The sequence below is a fragment of the Bradyrhizobium sp. genome (assembly GCF_049798375.1).
GTDB lineage: Bacteria > Pseudomonadota > Alphaproteobacteria > Rhizobiales > Xanthobacteraceae > Bradyrhizobium.
This window is the reverse complement of the sequence record NZ_JBARGP010000219.1, coordinates 1-16,372: the sequence shown is the minus strand read 5'-3', so window position 1 is coordinate 16,372 and position 16,372 is coordinate 1. Positions and strand designations below refer to the sequence as shown.

Below are 16,372 nucleotides of genomic sequence, written 5' to 3'. Positions count from 1 at the left end.
TCCTCGAGGTGCTGGACATTGGGGCCGTAGGCAGCCTCCTTCTTGAGGAGATTGTAGATCCGACCGGCCACCAGTTGCAGATGCTTCATCTTGCCCCGCGGCATGGATCTCGCCTTGCAGAGAGCTCGGACGGCGTAGGCGCGGAAATAGTCGAATGCGTCGGACATGATATCTGTAAACGACAGTCTTCGTCGATAGTTCGTCCGCATCGGACGACTAATCCGCGACCAAGTGGGAACCGAGGGGTATGCGAAACTTTTCAGGCGTGCCACAGCCTATGAAAAGCCGATGTCAGCTTAACCGCCGATAGCGGACCCAGCGGAGCTGATTACGGCATGTCCGTTTTGGGCCAGAACCGGACTATTAACGGCCCGTTAAGCTCGTCGACGACCAATTTCGCGATAAAGCGCCTCGGGGCTGACGGCCAGCTCAGCGGCGAGGCTGACCCACTCTCCTTTTGGCGGCAGCTCCCCGTTCCATTCGATCCACGCGTCGAGGCGGGCAGCGACTGTTTTCATGGATAGGACTTCTACCTGGAAACGCGAATGTTGCAGTTCGTGAGCAAGGGTTTTCACGAATATCAGTCCGATGTTCGGGTCTGCTGAGATACGGCTAAGCAATTCGGACTTCGCGACGCTCCAAACAGCGGTAGGGAGCATTGCTACCGCATGACAGTGGTACTTGGTCGCGAAAAGCGATGCCTCGGCAATGATCTGACCAGCGCCTGCTCGCTGAATGACCAAAGAGGTTCCAGACGCCTGGTGCCGAACGAGATGGATTGCCCCCCTGATCACAAAGTAGACCCGACGAACCGTGTCGCCCTGATGGAAAAGGGCCTCGCCGGGTTCAAGTTCATGCTTGCGTCGGGTGAGGTCACGGACGGTGAGGTAAAGTTCGTCGGACATGATAGCGATCATGTCCCAAGTCGATCTCCTATGGCAAGACAACCGCTAAAGGAGACCATTAAATGCGCCAATTCATTATCCCGCTGATGCTGCTCATTCCAATCAGCGTCAATGCCCAATCCGGCGGGCAACACCCGCAGCACGGGTCAATGCCAATGGATCATCAGCACCACATGATGATGCAGCCGGGCGGCCATGCGTCTCAGCACCAGATGACCCAAAAACCGACGCAGCCGGGACAGGACGCCTTTGCGGCCGTTCAGGAGATTGTGGAGATACTGGAAGCGGACCCGCGCACCGATTGGTCCAAGGTGAATATCGATGCTCTACGCGAGCATCTGGTCGACATGAGCAACGTCACGTTGGCTGCGCAAGTTAAGACTGAACCTCTCGACGGTGGTATCCGATACGTCGTTACAGGAGCCGGCCCCGTTGTCGGCTCGATTCAGCGCATGATCACGGCACATGCTGCCACGATGAACGGCTACACAGGATGGCAATTCAAAGCCACCAACGTCGAGGGAGGCGCGGTACTCGAAGTTCGTGTCCCGGAGACTGATGCCGCTAAGCTCAAGGCCCTCGGGTTCATTGGCGTTATGACTCGGGGAATGCATCACCAAGAGCATCACCTGATGATCGCAAGAGGCGAGCATCCCCCCGGTTAGTTTGCTCCGGCCGATACCGAGGACCGCTTCGGGTCAAAATCGGTCCTGCCATCGTTTGAATTGGATGCAAGTACGTCTTCAATCGTCTAGAAGCGGACGCCAGATTGGAAGGTCTCCGGACTGAAAATGACCAGCCTCACTAGTTGAGGAGGTCAACATGACCATTATTCCAAGAGCACCGTCCCCGCCATCTCGAAACACGTTCCTTGGAACAAGGGGAAGATCGTCGGCGCAAAGCCGCCGCTCCGTCCAAAGCACGTGTGGTCAATCCGAACCAAGCTCCAGGTCGAAGGTCGAACGCGCGATCTGGCAATTTTCAACGTCGCCATCGATAGCAAGCTGCGCGGCTGCGACGTCGTAGCCTTGAAAGTTGAAGACCTCGCGCCGGGCGGGTATTCGGCCGACCGCGCGACAGTCCGACAGAAGAAGACCGGCCGACCAGTCAAGTTTGAACTGACGGAATCGACGCGGCAGGCAATCGACGATTACCTGCGGCTTACGGGTAAGAGGTCAGGAGAATACTTGTTCACGGGCCGGCGGCCGAGTGGTCATATGACGACACGCCAGGATGCCCGCCTCCTATCCCGCTGGCTCGCCGATATCGGACTGGATCCGCACTTTTTCGGGACGCATTCTCTTCGTCGGACCAAAGCGACCTTGATCTATCGACGTACCGGCAAGCTGCGAGCCGTGCAGCTCCTTCTGGGGCACACGAAGATCGAGAGCACCGTTCGATATCTCGGCATCGAGGTCGACGACGCGCTCGCGATAGCAGAACAAGTCGACGTCTGACTTCGGGGGCAGAGCAGACACGCTCTGCGCTGCCCTCACAGACGGCTCCGGGCCACAAGCGGAAAATCCCGCCCTCTGCTCTTCTCAGGGAGCCGCAACCGTAACCGTCTCTTCGATGATCTTCGGCTTCCCACTTTCGCTTGTCAGTATGGATGAGTAATAGCCGCGAAAAGGCCGGTCTCCTAACTTGGCTTGCCATGTCCCGGCGTTGAAGACAAAGGAGCCTTCGGGAAGCGAGACGGTTCTTTGAACCGAATAGTCATGCAGTCCGAGCTTGAGGGCATCGCTGAAACTCTGGCGAATGGCGTCCCGCCCTTGAAAGATGCCGCTGGGCGTAACGCGTACCGCGTTTTCGGCGAACGTCGCGGTCATAGCGTCCAGGTCAGCTCTATTGTACGCTTCTGAAAACTGCTTGTGCATCTCGTCCATGACGGCCGCATCAAGCGCCTCACCCGCAGTCAAAGTGCGCGGAATAGCAATCAGCAGGCAAAGGATAAAAGTCGCTGATTTGAACGCCATGTTCCCTCCGGTGCGTTAGTTTTCGTCGCTTCATAGGGCTTCGGTCCGTTCATCAACTGACCGCAGTCGGCTGGTAGAGATTTCCCTTGGCGACGTTGAGGTACGTTACGCGATGGTCGGGATTTCTGAAGTTCAAAGGTCCGTGTTGGGTCACGAACAGACACCAAGTGGTTTGAAGGTGTCCCACGCGTGGAGGAGCGATGTCGACCGTGGCGAATCTGCTTGCGCGCAAGCAGGTGCTCTTGGAGCGGCTGGAGATCGATCCAGGACCGAACGAACGCGAGGAGATCGAGCGGCTGCTGGCGCAGATCGAGACCGCCCTCGGCCTGCTCCGGCCGGGAGATTGCCGCCCTGCCGGGTGAGGAATGATATCGGGCCATCCGGCCCCAGAACTGCCTTCGGAGATGCCGGGCGGCCAATCATGAGGGGAATGCCGCCCCAACCAGCTCAGCACCGTCGAAAAGGCGATCGAGATCAGACCGGCCCAGAGCCAAGGGCTTCGGCGGGCGGCGCTCACGGTGCGGAGATACAAGATAGCTCCGATGAGCGTGCCGTAATTCCGTCGGAAGTCCCCGTTCAGTTTCACAATCTTGGACAATTCCGAGGAGGCGTCCACGTCGTTTGCCATCCTGCTGGCTCCTTCATCTCGCTAGGACCAGCGCTTTATGAACCACTGTTTTGCCAGACGGAGCAAGCAATATTCGTATTATCAGAATTCATATTTAGCACGGGACTGCTCCTTGCCGCTCGATCGGTTCCGAAGTGCTACGCGGCTTTGCCGATGGAAAGCTCCTCGCTTCGCTTCTGGTTGATCAGATTCAGCAATTGCGCCGAGGCCCGCGCGTCGCATAGGGCGCGATGGTGGTTGGCGAGCGATATGCCGTAGATCTCGCAGAGCTTCCCGAGTCCGTAGGATTTGTGTCCCGGATAGCGCCGGCGCATCCCGGCACACGTGCAGAGCTTCGGAAATCTGAAGCGCCGCCCAATCCGCTCGAATTCGTAAGTGATGAAACCGTAGTCGAAGCTGACGTTATGGGCGACGAAGATGCCGTCCCCCATGAACCCCATGAACGGGTCGGCGACCTCTGCGAATAAGGGTGCATCCCGAACCATTTCATTCGTGATGCCGGTCAGCTGGACGATCTTTGCCGGAATGGAACGCTGCGGGTTGAGGAGAGAGTGCCATTCGTCCACGACGCGGTGGTTGCGGACTTTCACCGCGCCGATCTCGGTGATGCGGTCGCCGTTCGACCATGAGCCGGTGGTCTCGATGTCGACCACCACGTAATCCTGCTCGGGGTCGAAACGGTAATCGACCCGTCCGATTTCGGCCCTGATGCCGGCGGCCCCGAGTTGGCGGAGGCGGGTCAGCTGGTTGCGGCGGATGACATCGCCTTCCGCCTTGACCTCCATTAAGGACACCTTGCCGTCCTGGACCAACATGAGGTCGGGGAAGCCGTCTCGCATCCCGCGGAAATCGTCGCACATGCTGCGGACGATGCTGGCGAGGCCCGCGGGATCTGATCCTTCAAGCAGGGCGCGCAGCGCCTCCACTTGCACGTGATCCCAACTGAAGATCCCGTTCGGGCGGCCCCATCTCGCTGCGACGGTGCGGAGGATCAACGGGAGGGCGGATCCGGACGCGATGGCTGCCAGCTTCTCGTCGATCGTCGCGGCGAAGAGCCGGCGGAAGCTGCGGTCCTTCAGGCAGTGAGGTAGCCAATCGAACTCGCTGGGCATCCGGGTGCTCTCGAAGAGCTCGTCCCAGAAGAGCAGGCCGAACAGGGTGTGCCACAGCACATTCTCGGTGAAGTAGACCTTGGTACCCTCGCGCCGCAGAACGCCGGCGACGCCCGCCTCGGGATTGCCGCGGTGGGTGTCGTCTACGCTGATCGTGCGGCCGGACCGTAGAAGTTCGGTGTAGAGCCCTGTACGCCTGCCGCCGAACTTACGGGCATAAAAGTCCGTGGCGAAGAGGTGTTCGCCATCGCTGGCGGGATCGTCGATCATCCGCTGCAGCAGCGCTTCGGCCTCGGCCTTGTCGCCCGTGTTGTAGAGCAGGCGAACCAAGCGCTCGTTGCAGTCGGGTGAAGGCCCGGCACGATAGAGCTGCCGGGCGAGATCGCTCTCGCCTGCTTTCTCGAAGAACAGCCCGGTTTGATGCGCGGCGCGGCTGCGGAGATCGCCGGCGTACTGGGACGTGCAGGCTGGGCCGGTGAGCACGTCGACGGCGGCCCGTCTAAGGACAGGCTCCGATCCGGCCTCCAGGCTGTCGAGGATCTGGTTGTAGTGGAAGGAGGCGAGCGCCTCCTCGGCATCGGTGAAGCGCGCGCTGAACGAGGTCTCTCGGTTGGTGCGTAGGATTCCCAAATCGCGCAGCGCGAAGTTTTTCAGGTTCACTTCGGTCTTGCCGAAATACAGGTAGAGCAGGAACTCGATCGGCCGCGTCCCGTCGAGTGCGATGAAGTTGCGGGCCCCGCAGTGCTCCGCGGCGACCGAAAAGGGGATGCGCTCGAGATAGTAGTCGACGAACTTCTGCTTCGACCAGGATTTCCGGACATCTCCTCGCCCGGCGGCCTGCGCTCCGGTGACGAGGACGTCCTTTGGCAGGGATGAGACGAAAGCTGCATAGTCAGGCTCGCCGAGCGCTCGCGCGTGACCAACCGCCTTCAGATCGGACGTAGCTCGCTCGACGTCATCTATCTCCGGGTAGTTGAATAGGGATCGGTTGAATATGGCTCCGCGCCTGTTGATCATGCGGACCAGGAGGCATCGCGCATCTCTCGAAAGGCTCTCGAACCGCGCATTAAACGCGTGATGCTGCGGACCAAGCATGGGGGCGTACGTCCGCTGCACGAACCCCAGCATTTCGGTGAAGTGGTCGAGATAATAGTAGACGGGCAGTTGCGGCAGTCTGGCCAAGAGAACCTTCGCGGCAGGAATCGTTCGTTCCAGTTTTGTTCGAGTCGCAGCGTCGCAGTCAAGCGCCTCGAAGGCTACAGCTGACCAGAGCTGAGGCTGTCGGCCGGAGCCGGATCTTCCTTCACGCCGCGGGCGACTATCCGGAGCGCCCCGTCCGGAAGGGGCCGCTGCAGCTTCAGGGCTTCCTCTACGGGCGCGGTCATCCAGGTCTCGACCTCTTCGGGCGTCGTCAGGATCGCCGGCATCGCCTTCGGGTGGATGGCGAAAACTTCGGCGTTGGCCTCCGTTGTCAGGAACGCGTAGAGGTCGTTGCCCGTCTCGCCTTCCTTGACCTTCCGGACCGAGGTCCAATTGGTCCAGATGCCGGCGAAGCACGCCAGAGGCCGGCTTTCATCGAACGCGAACCATATGTCGCCGCCCTCGACCTTGTTGAATTCGCTGAACGAGTTGAAGGGCACCACGCAGCGGTTCTCGACGCCCAGCCAGCGCGTCCAGTGCTTGCTCTTGACGTTGCGGATGTTGGTGGTTCCGGAATCTGGCTCCATCCGGAGCAGCTCCTTGAAATCGACGGTCTTGCCCTTGGCCTGCAACTTGTCGGCGCGCTTCTTAGTCGCGTCCATGAGCGCTTTCGACGAAGATGGCATGCCCCACCGCGCGGTCGCGAGCTCGCGGCCGCCAGCGCCGGTCCTGACGATCGGGGCCTTGTAGTCGGGAAACCCTCATCAAAGCGGGTGAGTGGTGAGACCGCTACGACCGCGATATAATCGAATCCGCCGCTGCGCGGCGGAGCTCCTTGCTGAGAACGGCATTGAGCGCCCTTCTGTGCCGGTCGAGCGCCTAGCCAAAGCGGCCGGCGCCGTGATGGAGTATCGCGACTTCAACAACGAAATCTCCGGTCTACTGGTCCGTAAGCACCGGATGGTGGTGATCGCCGTCGCCAAGGAGCCGCGACGATATCATCTTCCTTGTAGTTGCACGCTACTGCGGCTGGTCCCGTGCTCAAACGCAGCTTCTAGCGCCGCCCTTCAGCGTGACCGGGATGGTGAGATAGTGCACGCCGTTGGCTTCGGCCGGCGGGAATTTTCCTGCGCGGATGTTGACTTGAATGGACGGCAGCAGCAGCCGGGGCGCCGAAAGCTTGGCGTCGCGCGCCTCGCGCATGGCCACAAACTCATCTTCCGTCACGCCTTCCTTGACGTGGGCGTTCTTCTCGCGCTGCTCACGCACCGTGGTCTCCCAGGCATAGGTGTCGCGGCCGGGAGCCTTATAGTCGTGACACATGAACAGCCGCGTGTCGGGCGGCAACGCCAGCAACCGCTTGATCGATCGGTACAGCTTGTGAGCATCCCCGCCCGGAAAATCGGCTCGCGCCGTGCCGTAGTCGGGCATGAACAGGGTATCGCCGACGAAGATGACGTCCTCGACCTTGTAGGAAATGTCGGCCGGTGTGTGTCCCGGCGTGTAGATCACCTCGACATCGAGCTGGCCAATCTTGAACCGTTCCCCGTCCTGGAACAGATGGTCGAAGTCGCTGCCGTCGGTCTTTAGGTCGGTTGCGTTGAAGATCGGCCGAAAGATGCGCTGCACGTCCTTGATGTGCTCGCCAATGCCGATCTTGGCGCCGGTCTTCGCCTTGATGAAGGGGGCGCCCGAAAGGTGGTCGGCATGGGCATGCGTCTCGAGCGCCCATCCGATCGTGTAGCCCGCATCTTCGGCGGCCTTCAGCATCGTCTCGACCGAGCGCGTGTCCACCTCGCCCGAATTGTGGTCGTAGTCAAAGACCGGGTCGATGATGGCGGCCTCCTTCGTCGCAGGATCTGCGACCAGATAGCTCACCGTGTTGGTCGGCTCGTCGAAGAACGCGCGGATGATGGGCTGTCCTGACATGGCTTGAACCTCCTGATGGTGCCGGTTCGGTCTTGACGCATATATTAGCATTATCTAAATAAGCAATGTCTAAAATTAAGGAGCAAGCTGATGGCGGCCTCGCCAACATTCGATCCAGAGAATTTCGAGAGGCAGGCAGTTGAGGTCGCGGGCATTCTGCGCGCGCTCGCCAACGAGCGCCGGCTGATGATCCTGTGCACGCTCGTCGAATGCGGCGAGAGCAACGTGGGTACCCTCGCGACGGCGGTAGGCCTGTCGCAATCGGCACTGTCGCAGCACCTCGCAAAGATGCGCGAGGAGGGGCTCGTCACCTTCAGGCGCGAGAGCCAGACGATCTGGTACCGCATCGCCGATCCTCGCATCGAGCAGCTCCTTGCCACGCTGCATAGCCTGTTTTGTAGACCCGCCAGCGCCAAGAGCAGATTAAACAATCGAAGGAGCTAACCATGTCCCTACCCTCAATCAAGCCAGCAGAGGCGCTTCGTTTCCTCGACGGAGGTGCCCTCCTGATCGACATCCGCGAGGCCGACGAGCACGCCCGCCAGAAGATCCCGGGTGCGCGGCACATGCCGTTGTCGAAGCTCGACGACGCCGAGATTGCCGCGCATCAGGGCAAGCCGGTCATCTTTCACTGCAAGAGCGGCGCCCGCACCCAGGCCAACGCATCCCGTCTCGCGGCGAAGCTCGATGAAACCTGCGAGGCCTTTGTCCTCGAAGGTGGGCTCGACGCCTGGCGCAAGGCCGGCCTGCCGGTCGTCTCCGATTGACGGCAGCCGCTGAGCTGCAGCGCCAGGTGCAGATTGGAGCCGGCAGTCTTGCGCTCGGCGGGCGCTGCTTGGCCTCCTGATTTCACCATCGTTCTTCGCCGTGCCGGCCTTCGTGGGCGCCGGGCTGATGACGGCCGGTGCTACCGGCTTGTGCGGCATGGCCCGCATCCTGATGCGGGCCCCCCTGGAACCGCAAAAGCTACAGCGCGTCCGCGCAAGCCGCATAATCGTCCTCGGGTTCTAGGAGTATTCATGATGCTGTCGCTAACCCAAGGATCCCTCGGCGTCGCGTCTGGTACGCTCGTCGGATTTTCGCTGGGACTGGTCGGAGGCGGGGGCTCGATCCTGGCCGTGCCGCTTCTCATCTATCTGGTCGGGGTGTCGGACCCGCATATGGCGATCGGCACCAGCGCCATTGCGGTTGCGGCCAACGCCGCGGCGAACCTTGTCAACCACGCCCGCGCCGGGAACGTGAAGTGGCGCTGCGCCGCGGTTTTCGCAGTCGCCGGCATCGCCGGCGCCTTCCTCGGCTCGACCCTAGGCAAGCTCATGGACGGCGAGAAGCTCCTCGCGCTGTTCACCGTCATCATGATGGTCGTAGGTGCGCTGATGCTGAAGCGCCGCTCAGGCGGAGGTGAGGCCTCGGTTCGGCTCGACAAGGAGAACCTGCCCAAGCTCCTTATATCGGGACTGGCCACGGGGGCGTTATCCGGCTTCTTCGGCATCGGCGGCGGCTTCCTGATCGTGCCAGCACTGATCTTCGCGACAGGTATGCCGATCCTGTACGCGGTCGGATCCTCGCTCGTGGCGGTAACCGCCTTCGGGCTCACTACGGCTGCCAATTATGCCCTGTCCGGCTTCGTCGATTGGTCACTGGCTGGGCTGTTCATCTTGGGCGGCATTATCGGTGGTTTGATCGGAACTCGCTCTGCGAACTCGCTCGCCGACCGCAAGGGCGCATTGAACACCGTGTTTGCCGCACTCATCTTTGCAGTGGCAATCTACATGCTGGTCCGCAGCCTCGGCGCGATGTGACGCGCAGCGCGACGAGAGAAAGCACAATGGCGTGGAGGCATGGCTGGCATCGCTGAGCGGGCCAGCGACGCCATCCTTAGAGGACCCATCACCTCGAGATCTGGGAAAGACCCATGACCTACTATCATTCCAGAACTTTAGACCTTCCTTTTCCGCTCGCGGTCGATCGAACGATAGCCGCGCTCAAGGCACGCGGCTTCGGCGTGCTGACCAGGATCGACGTGCAATCAACACTAAAGGAGAAGATCGGCGCGGACTTTCGCCCCTACGTCATCCTCGGGGCCTGCAATCCGAAGATGGCTTTCGAGGCACTAAAAGCGGAGGACAAGATCGGCACCATGCTTCCATGCAACGTCATCGTCCAGGAAACCGGCGCAAAAGTGGAAGTGGCGGCCGTCGATCCCGTCGCGTCGATGCAGGCCATCCAGAACAGCGCACTTGCCAAGATTGCCACGCAGGTTGGTGACGAGCTGAGAGCCGCGATCGAAGCGATATAAGCGGCTGCGACATGCGCGCGGAGGCGACCGGCTGGAGGTCTCCCCGCGACATTCTGCAGGCGACAGCCTCCTCAGTCCCGGAACACCAGCTCTGATCGTGTGCCGCTGGTATCCGTGCGGTTCGATATGGCAAGTTCGCCGCCGATTTTCGAGAGCGCGAGCTTGACGATAGCAAGGCCGAGGCCGCTTCCGATCGGGCTGCGGAGCTTCCCGCGAAAGAACCGGCTGCCGAGCTTCTCCAGTTCCTCCGGTGGGATCCCTGGTCCCTCGTCCTCCACCGACAGCGACCTCCCCTGTGCCGTCCAGATGATCCGGCCTCCGCGGGTATACTGCACGGCGTTTTCATGCAGATTTCGGAGCGCGAGCCGCAGGCAGTCGACATTCGTGTTCAGGACCATGTCACGGGCGCTTGCGTCGATCGTCACCGCCGTCTCTTCGTCCTTCGGAGTCTCGGCGACGATTTCGGCCAGCACGGGGCCGACCTTGATCGGGCTTCGGGATGCCTCAGCGGCATCGGCATCGAGCCGCGCGATCGTGAGCAGCTGACCGACCAGGCGGGCGCTTCGGTCCACGGCGGCGACCATCTGCCCGAGCGCGCGGCGCACGACCTTGGGATCCTCGGCCGCGAGCGCCACCTGCGCCTGCGTCTTGAGGCCTGCGAGTGGCGTCCGCAGCTCGTGGGCGGCGAAGGCGGTCACCTCGCGCTCGTGGCGGCGGGCCGCTTCCACCCTGCCTAGCAGCCCGTTGAGCGCGACCGCCAGGGGTCTGACTTCGATCGGCGTCCGATCGGCCTCCACAGGCCGCATGTCCTCAGGGCTCCGCGCAGCAAGGTCCTGAGCCATGCGCCGGAGCGGACGCAGCCCCTGCCCCACGCTGGCCCAGATCGCGGCTCCGAGCAGCGGCGCGATCAGCAGAGCGGGCAGCATCAGTCCCTTGATGAGATCCGTGACCAGACGTTCGCGCAATGACAACCGATCTCCCACCATGACGCGGAGGTTATGGTCGGCGTCCTCGACGGAGTAGACACGCCAGGTCTCGCCATCGATGGTCCGGCTGGAGAAGCCGGACGAGGCGGACGATAGTTGCTTGTCGGGCGCCCCACTCGATTTGGCCACCATTCGCCCGTCGAGCGACCAGATCTGACAGGACAATTGCCGTTCGTAGCTCCCGAGCTGGGCAATGGCGGCGGGAGCCGCCTTTCCGGGGAGGCTTTCGAAGCTGGAGGCGAGCGACGCGACCATGCGCGCCGCCTCCTGAAGGCGCGTGTCGAGGACCTGCTCGACCTCGGCGCGGCTTCCGACGTAGATCCAGATCACTGCCGCCAGCCAGACGATCCCGGTGGCGGCGAGCAGCGTCGCAAAAAGCCGCAGCCTCAAGGATTTCATCGCGCGCTCCCCATGCGGTAGCCGACGCCGCGCAGCGTCTGGATGGCGTCTCTTCCGATCTTCGCTCGAAGATTATGGATGTGCACTTCCACGGCGTTGCTCTCGATGTCGTCCTGCCAGCCGTACAGCCGCTCTTCGAGCTCCGCCCGCGAGCGGACCTGTTCGGGACGCTCCATCAGCGCGGACAGGATTGCGAACTCCCTTCTCGACAGACTGATCGATTTGCCTGCGACGGTCACGGAGAGGTCCGACGGCGAGAGGACGACAGCGCCGTGCGTCAGCGTCGGCGCTGCCCGCCCGCCTTCCCTGCGGACGATGGCGCGCAGCCGTGCGGCAAGTTCGTCAAGATCGAACGGCTTGGCGAGGTAATCGTCGGCGCCGGTGTCCAGGCCCGAGACCTTGTCGCCGACGCTGTCGCGCGCCGTCAGGAGCAGGACCGGCGTACCGTCCCGCCGACTCCGCAGCTTGCGCAGCAGGTCCAGACCGCTTCCGTCCGGCAGCATGATGTCGAGAACGATGGCTGAGTAATTCACTGTTCCGATTGCCGCCTCCGCGTCACTGCACGTCTCGACCGTGTCCACGGTCGCGCCCGTCAAGGAAAGGCCCGCTCGCAGACCGTCGGACAAGATCGGGTCGTCTTCGACAACGAGAATTCGCATCAGTGCCTCCGAGGGTTCCTCTCGGCGGCCAGCCTTAAGGCTGGCTTAAGGTAGCCCGTCCAACTCGCGGTCATTCGCATATTCATGCAGGGCCGCACAGACAATGCCGGGCATCCTCCGCCTCTCGACCACACTGTTCCTTCTCCTTTCGTCGTTCGCCGTGGCCTGGGCGGGAACGCCCCCTTCCGCCGATCAGACGTTCCGATTGAAGGCCATGCGTGACGACGCCGGGCTGACGCTGGTCTGGACCATCGGTCCGGGCAGTTATCTCTATCGCGGAATGCTCGTTGCGAAGGATGCGACTGCGCCGGGCACGCCGATCACGATCCGCACGCCGCCCGGCGAGCCCAAGGACGATCCGGACTTCGGCCCCCAGGAGATCTACCGCGACAGGTTGGAGGCGCGGATCGCGTCAGCGGATCTGCAAGGGCGGCACGAGATCGTGCTGACCTATCAAGGTTGCGCAGAGGCCTACCAGATCTGCTACCCGCCTGTCGTCAAGACGCTCGACCTGCAGACGCTCGCCGTCCGGGACCGCGAGGGGGACGAGGCCGGGTCGTCCCGCGCCGCATCCTCCTTCGTGGACGCTCCTCAGGACCTGCCCGGGGGCGCCGGTCAGGACCCACCGACGGGCGGTTCGCAAGGTTCGGAGTGGGACCTCTCCTACTCGGTCTCGCTCGGCGGCATGTTGGCCTCGTTCTTCGGCTTCGGCGTTCTGCTGTCGCTCTCGCCTTGCACCTTTCCGTTGGTGCCGATTTTCTTCGGCCTGCTCACCCGCACGCAGGAACGTCCATCGCTTCGCCGCGGGCTGACGCTCGCCATCACCTTCGTCGGCGCTTCGGCATTCGCCTATGCGGTGCTCGGCGCGTTCGCCGCCTGGTCAGGATCAGGAACCAACCTGCAGATCATGCTGCAGACGCCGATCGCGCTGGGCGTGATGAGCACTGTCCTCGTCGCCCTGTCGCTCTCGATGTTCGGTCTGTTCGAAATCCAATTGCCCGCCGGCTTCATCGACCGCATCTCAGGCGCGGCAGGCAGTCGCGGACCGCTCGCGGCCGCCGCCGTGCTTGGTTTCAGTTCGGCACTGATCGCCGGCCCCTGCGTTACGCCGCCGCTGGCGACCGCCCTGCTCTATGTCGCGCGCACCGGCAACGTCGCGCGGGGGATGACGGCCCTGTTCCTGTTTGGTGTCGGAATGGGCGTGCCGCTTCTGGTGTTCGGCGCGCTTGGCCCCCGCTTTCTGCCGAAGCCAGGTCCCTGGCACGTCCGCGTGCGCCATGCCTTCGGCTTCATTCTCCTCGGGGTCGCGATCTCCATCTTCTCGCGCGTGCTCTCGCAGCAGACCACGTTCCAACTTTGGGGCGCGCTCGCGATCGGCATCGCCGTCTATCTCGGAACCCAGTACCTGACCTCGCACACGTCGTGGCGGTTCGCCTCGATGGGCTTTGCGCTGCTGGCGTTGCTCACCGGATCGGTGCTGCTGCTCGGCTCCGCTGGCGACGACAGCGTCAACGCCACGGCCATCCTCGGCCGCTTCGTGACTCTCCAATCAGAGCCCTCCGTAACGACGGTCCGCTCGATAACGGCCTTGGACCAAGAACTCGCGGCGGCGCGCACCGCCGGCAAGCCCGTCATGCTCGACTTCTCGGCCGAATGGTGCGTCGAGTGCCGTCTGATGGATGCCGTTCTGCGCAAGCCGGAGGTTCGCGAACGGCTGCAGGAGTTCCGCATGGTGCGCGCGGACGTCACCGCCGTCGACGCCGCGAGCCGCGCCTTGATGCAGCGCTTCGAGGTCGTCGGCCCCCCGACCATCCTGCTGTTCAGAGCAAAGGAAAGCGGAGATCCCGCGACCAAGATCGTCGGCGCGGTCGACGCGGACGCGCTGCTTGCGAAGCTCTCCACAGTCATCTCCGCCGATTGACACCCACGTAAAGAAGGAAAGACCACATGTCGCAGCGCCTCTCCAGACGCATGCTCGCCCAGATCCTCGCCGGCGCCGGGGTCGGCTATCTCGTCGGTCCTGCTCGCGCCGACGAAGGTCCGAGCGAAGCGGACATTTCTCGCGAAGCCATCCTCCACGACCCCGCGGCGCCGACGGCCGGAAACCCCAATGGCGATCTGACGATCGTGGTGTTCTTCGACTACAACTGCCCCTTCTGCAAGCAGTCGGAGCCTGCACTCGAGAGGCTGGTGAAGACCGACGGCAAGATCCGCCTCGTCTACAAGGACTGGCCCATCCTGACGCCCGACTCGATCAAGGGCGCGCAGTGGGCGCTGGCGGCGAAATACCAGGACCGCTACGACGACGCCCATTTGGCGATGATGGGGATTCCCGGCCCGAAGATCCCCGCGGAGCGGATGCGGGAGGCAATCGCGAAATCGGGCGTCGACATGGATCGTCTCGATGCCGACCTCCAGGCCCACGGCGACGACATCACCAAGCTTCTGCAGCGCAATCTCGCCCAGGCGGATTCGCTCGGGCTGATGGGGACGCCGGCCTACATCGTCGGTCAGTACCGAGTGACCCAAGCCCTGAATTACGAAGGCTTCAAACGCGTCGCCGCAGATGCCCGCGCTCGGGCGACGAAGAAGTGAGGGCATGATGTCTCACAAGCAATGGACTATGCTTCTCACGGCGCTTCTTCTGCCAGCCGCGCTCGCAGGGTGTGTGTCGGACTCCGACATCATGCCGCAAGCCGCGGCCGCGACATACGTCTCCGATCCCCGCTATGGCGCCGTGCCCGACGGAGCCTATACGGTCGCAGCTGTTGCCGCCGGCGACCTGAAGGCCAGCTACATGCGCCAACTGGTCGATGATCCGACCGGCCAGCCGCCAGGGACCGTGGTCGTCGATCCACAGCACCGCTTCCTCTATCTCGTGCAGGAGGGCGGCAAGGCGCTCCGCTATGGCGTCGGCGTTGGCAAGGCCGGCATGGCGTGGTCCGGCACGGCCGACGTTGCGTCGAAGCGGGAATGGCCACACTGGACGCCGACGAACGACATGATCGGCCGAGAGCCGGAAAAGTACACCAAATGGGCCAAGGGCATGGACGGAGGACCGGCGAATCCGCTCGGCGCCCGTGCGCTCTATCTGTTCAAGAACGGCAAGGACACGCTCTACCGGATCCACGGCACCAACGAACCCTGGTCGATCGGCGAGGCGATGTCGTCCGGATGCATCCGCATGATGAACCAGGACGTGATCGACCTCTACCGCCGCGTGCCAACGGGGACGAAGGTGGTGGTGCTGCCGGCCGGAGAGCGTGGATAGCGCATGCCCGCTCGCCAGGGGTGTGACTACCATGATCAGGGGAATTACCCAGGTTCGGACTGCTCCTCGCACGGGCACACCGATTGCTGCCTGAACTCGTTCGATCTCGCGTCGATTGCACACGTCACATGACCGCGAGCCACAGTCAGCGCAGCGAGGCTGGATCCAAGAGAGCGCGATAGCGCGCCACCAACATCACACCCGGCTTGAGAACCGGGTGTAGGCGGTCAGCCTCTGCACGCTGGGTTCGACATCCCGTATGTAGATCTTGGTCCGCAGGAACGCGATCTCGTCATCGAGGGCGGTCTCATCGACGTCGACGTGCCAGGAGCGTGGTCGCCCGTCGCCGCCGTCCGACCAGCGGTAGCCACGTTTTTTCCAGGGAATCCTTGAGTTCGAACGGCGCCCGCTCCGCCCAGATCCGTAGGATCGCTTTGCGAGCGGTCTCCAGCAGCAATGCGAGCGCCGGCGCACCCGTGGTCGGCAGTTCGCAGTGTCAATCGGCGTTCGACTGGGACCCCCTATCGGCATCCAAAAGGGACCCCTTTGATCGGCGTGCTCTGCTGGTAGCGCTCGTCTCGTCGGAGCTGGCCGGGATAGCGGAGACGAGACGAGCACTACCAGCAAAGCCCGCCGCACGAGGGGGTCAAAATTGGACGTCGATGAGGGGCGCATTGCCTCATCCAGAATGTTACTGGACAACTTCTCGCCGATGATTGGGTCGGTGCCATCGAATTGGTTCGGTGGCGTCTATGGCGAGAATGATCAGCATGGGCGCGCGGCGCGAGGTGTTGTCGGCGGTGATGGAGCGTTACCGGTCGGCCAAGAGAGCGGAGAAGGGGCGCATCCTCGACGAACTGTGCGCGACGACGGGTTGGCATCGCAAGCATGCGGTGCGCGCACTCCGGCGACGCGCAAAGGTTGGGGCCAACGCAGTTGAGGCACCTCGACAGCGCAAGCGTAGATATGATGCGACGATCAAGGATGCGATGACGGCGCTGTGGGAGGCGTCGGATCGGGTATGCGGCAAGCGGCTCAAGGTGATGATCCCGACCTTGCTGCCGGCGC

The 16,372-nt window shown here is 62.6% G+C and carries 16 protein-coding genes and 4 pseudogenes; 11 read left to right on the top strand and 9 right to left on the bottom strand.

The window, feature by feature from the left end; all coding sequences use genetic code 11:
- Positions 1–374 precede the first annotated feature (374 nt).
- Positions 375–917, bottom strand: coding sequence for a Crp/Fnr family transcriptional regulator (locus tag WA702_RS09400; protein ID WP_425110242.1), 543 nt, complete (start codon positions 915–917; stop codon positions 375–377).
- Between the two features lie 50 nt (positions 918–967).
- On the opposite strand from WA702_RS09400, the gene WA702_RS09395 reads away from it, so the two are divergent.
- Together WA702_RS09395 and WA702_RS09390 are read left to right on the top strand one after the other, a co-directional pair.
- Positions 968–1,570, top strand: a complete 603-nt coding sequence (locus WA702_RS09395) for a hypothetical protein (RefSeq protein WP_425110241.1) — start codon at positions 968–970, stop codon at positions 1,568–1,570.
- A gap of 189 nt (positions 1,571–1,759) precedes the next feature.
- Complete coding sequence (locus WA702_RS09390; protein WP_425110244.1) at positions 1,760–2,362, top strand: tyrosine-type recombinase/integrase; 603 nt, start codon at positions 1,760–1,762, stop codon at positions 2,360–2,362.
- A gap of 84 nt (positions 2,363–2,446) precedes the next feature.
- Here the strand turns inward: WA702_RS09390 and WA702_RS09385 are convergent, their stop codons facing one another.
- The gene (locus WA702_RS09385; RefSeq protein ID WP_425110240.1) at positions 2,447–2,881 is read right to left on the bottom strand and encodes a YybH family protein; all 435 of its coding nucleotides are present in this window, start codon (positions 2,879–2,881) and stop codon (positions 2,447–2,449) included.
- Positions 2,882–3,081: 200 nt separating this feature from the next.
- On the opposite strand from WA702_RS09385, the gene WA702_RS09380 reads away from it, so the two are divergent.
- Entirely contained in the window at positions 3,082–3,243 is a 162-nt protein-coding gene (locus WA702_RS09380) for a hypothetical protein (protein WP_425110239.1), read from the top strand.
- A 403-nt stretch (positions 3,244–3,646) separates the two neighbouring features.
- Here the strand turns inward: WA702_RS09380 and WA702_RS09375 are convergent, their stop codons facing one another.
- The 3 genes and pseudogenes from WA702_RS09375 to WA702_RS09365 all read right to left on the bottom strand — a co-directional run bounded on the left by WA702_RS09375 (position 3,647) and on the right by WA702_RS09365 (position 7,690).
- The gene (locus WA702_RS09375) at positions 3,647–5,803 is read right to left on the bottom strand and encodes an exonuclease domain-containing protein (protein ID WP_425110238.1); all 2,157 of its coding nucleotides are present in this window, start codon (positions 5,801–5,803) and stop codon (positions 3,647–3,649) included.
- A gap of 74 nt (positions 5,804–5,877) precedes the next feature.
- Positions 5,878–6,519, bottom strand: a pseudogene (locus tag WA702_RS09370) (SOS response-associated peptidase family protein); the annotation flags it as partial.
- Between the two features lie 283 nt (positions 6,520–6,802).
- Positions 6,803–7,690 carry an MBL fold metallo-hydrolase gene (locus WA702_RS09365; RefSeq protein ID WP_425110237.1) on the bottom strand — a complete coding sequence of 296 codons (888 nt, stop codon included), beginning with the start codon at positions 7,688–7,690 and terminating at the stop codon, positions 6,803–6,805.
- Between the two features lie 90 nt (positions 7,691–7,780).
- On the opposite strand from WA702_RS09365, the gene WA702_RS09360 reads away from it, so the two are divergent.
- From WA702_RS09360 to WA702_RS09345, 4 genes are all read left to right on the top strand, one after another.
- Positions 7,781–8,134 (top strand): ArsR/SmtB family transcription factor, encoded by a 354-nt coding sequence (locus tag WA702_RS09360; protein ID WP_425110236.1) that lies wholly within the window; start codon positions 7,781–7,783, stop codon positions 8,132–8,134.
- Between the two features lie 2 nt (positions 8,135–8,136).
- On the top strand, positions 8,137–8,457 hold the full coding sequence (locus WA702_RS09355) for a rhodanese-like domain-containing protein (RefSeq protein WP_425110235.1): 321 nt from the start codon (positions 8,137–8,139) through the stop codon (positions 8,455–8,457).
- 255 nt (positions 8,458–8,712) lie between these two features.
- Positions 8,713–9,492: a sulfite exporter TauE/SafE family protein gene (locus WA702_RS09350; protein WP_425110243.1), complete on the top strand. Its 780-nt coding sequence runs from the start codon at positions 8,713–8,715 to the stop codon at positions 9,490–9,492.
- A gap of 113 nt (positions 9,493–9,605) precedes the next feature.
- A complete protein-coding gene (locus WA702_RS09345; RefSeq protein WP_425110234.1) occupies positions 9,606–9,989 on the top strand; it encodes a DUF302 domain-containing protein in 384 nt (127 codons plus the stop codon).
- Positions 9,990–10,060: 71 nt separating this feature from the next.
- Here the strand turns inward: WA702_RS09345 and WA702_RS09340 are convergent, their stop codons facing one another.
- Together WA702_RS09340 and WA702_RS09335 are read right to left on the bottom strand one after the other, a co-directional pair.
- The gene (locus tag WA702_RS09340) at positions 10,061–11,374 is read right to left on the bottom strand and encodes an ATP-binding protein (RefSeq protein ID WP_425110233.1); all 1,314 of its coding nucleotides are present in this window, start codon (positions 11,372–11,374) and stop codon (positions 10,061–10,063) included.
- Positions 11,371–12,033 (bottom strand): response regulator, encoded by a 663-nt coding sequence (locus WA702_RS09335; protein WP_425110232.1) that lies wholly within the window; start codon positions 12,031–12,033, stop codon positions 11,371–11,373. Before WA702_RS09335 ends, WA702_RS09340 begins: the two co-directional genes overlap by 4 nt.
- A 103-nt stretch (positions 12,034–12,136) precedes the next feature.
- Here WA702_RS09335 and dsbD point away from each other — a divergent pair, with 103 nt between their 5' ends.
- The 3 genes from dsbD (at position 12,137) to WA702_RS09320 (ending at position 15,304) form a co-directional block, all read left to right on the top strand.
- Positions 12,137–13,954 carry a protein-disulfide reductase DsbD gene (gene dsbD, locus WA702_RS09330; protein WP_425110231.1) on the top strand — a complete coding sequence of 606 codons (1,818 nt, stop codon included), beginning with the start codon at positions 12,137–12,139 and terminating at the stop codon, positions 13,952–13,954.
- 26 nt (positions 13,955–13,980) lie between these two features.
- Positions 13,981–14,628, top strand: coding sequence for a DsbA family protein (locus tag WA702_RS09325; protein WP_425110230.1), 648 nt, complete (start codon positions 13,981–13,983; stop codon positions 14,626–14,628).
- A 73-nt stretch (positions 14,629–14,701) separates the two neighbouring features.
- Entirely contained in the window at positions 14,702–15,304 is a 603-nt protein-coding gene (locus WA702_RS09320) for a L,D-transpeptidase (protein ID WP_425110229.1), read from the top strand.
- A gap of 195 nt (positions 15,305–15,499) precedes the next feature.
- Here WA702_RS09320 and WA702_RS09315 read toward each other — a convergent pair.
- Together WA702_RS09315 and WA702_RS09310 are read right to left on the bottom strand one after the other, a co-directional pair.
- A pseudogene (locus WA702_RS09315) lies at positions 15,500–15,791 on the bottom strand (3'-5' exonuclease); the annotation flags it as partial.
- Positions 15,792–15,800: 9 nt separating this feature from the next.
- A pseudogene (locus WA702_RS09310) lies at positions 15,801–15,929 on the bottom strand (IS21-like element helper ATPase IstB); the annotation flags it as partial.
- Positions 15,930–16,074: 145 nt separating this feature from the next.
- Between WA702_RS09310 and WA702_RS09305 the strand changes: the two are divergent.
- A pseudogene (locus WA702_RS09305) lies at positions 16,075–16,372 on the top strand (transposase); the annotation flags it as partial.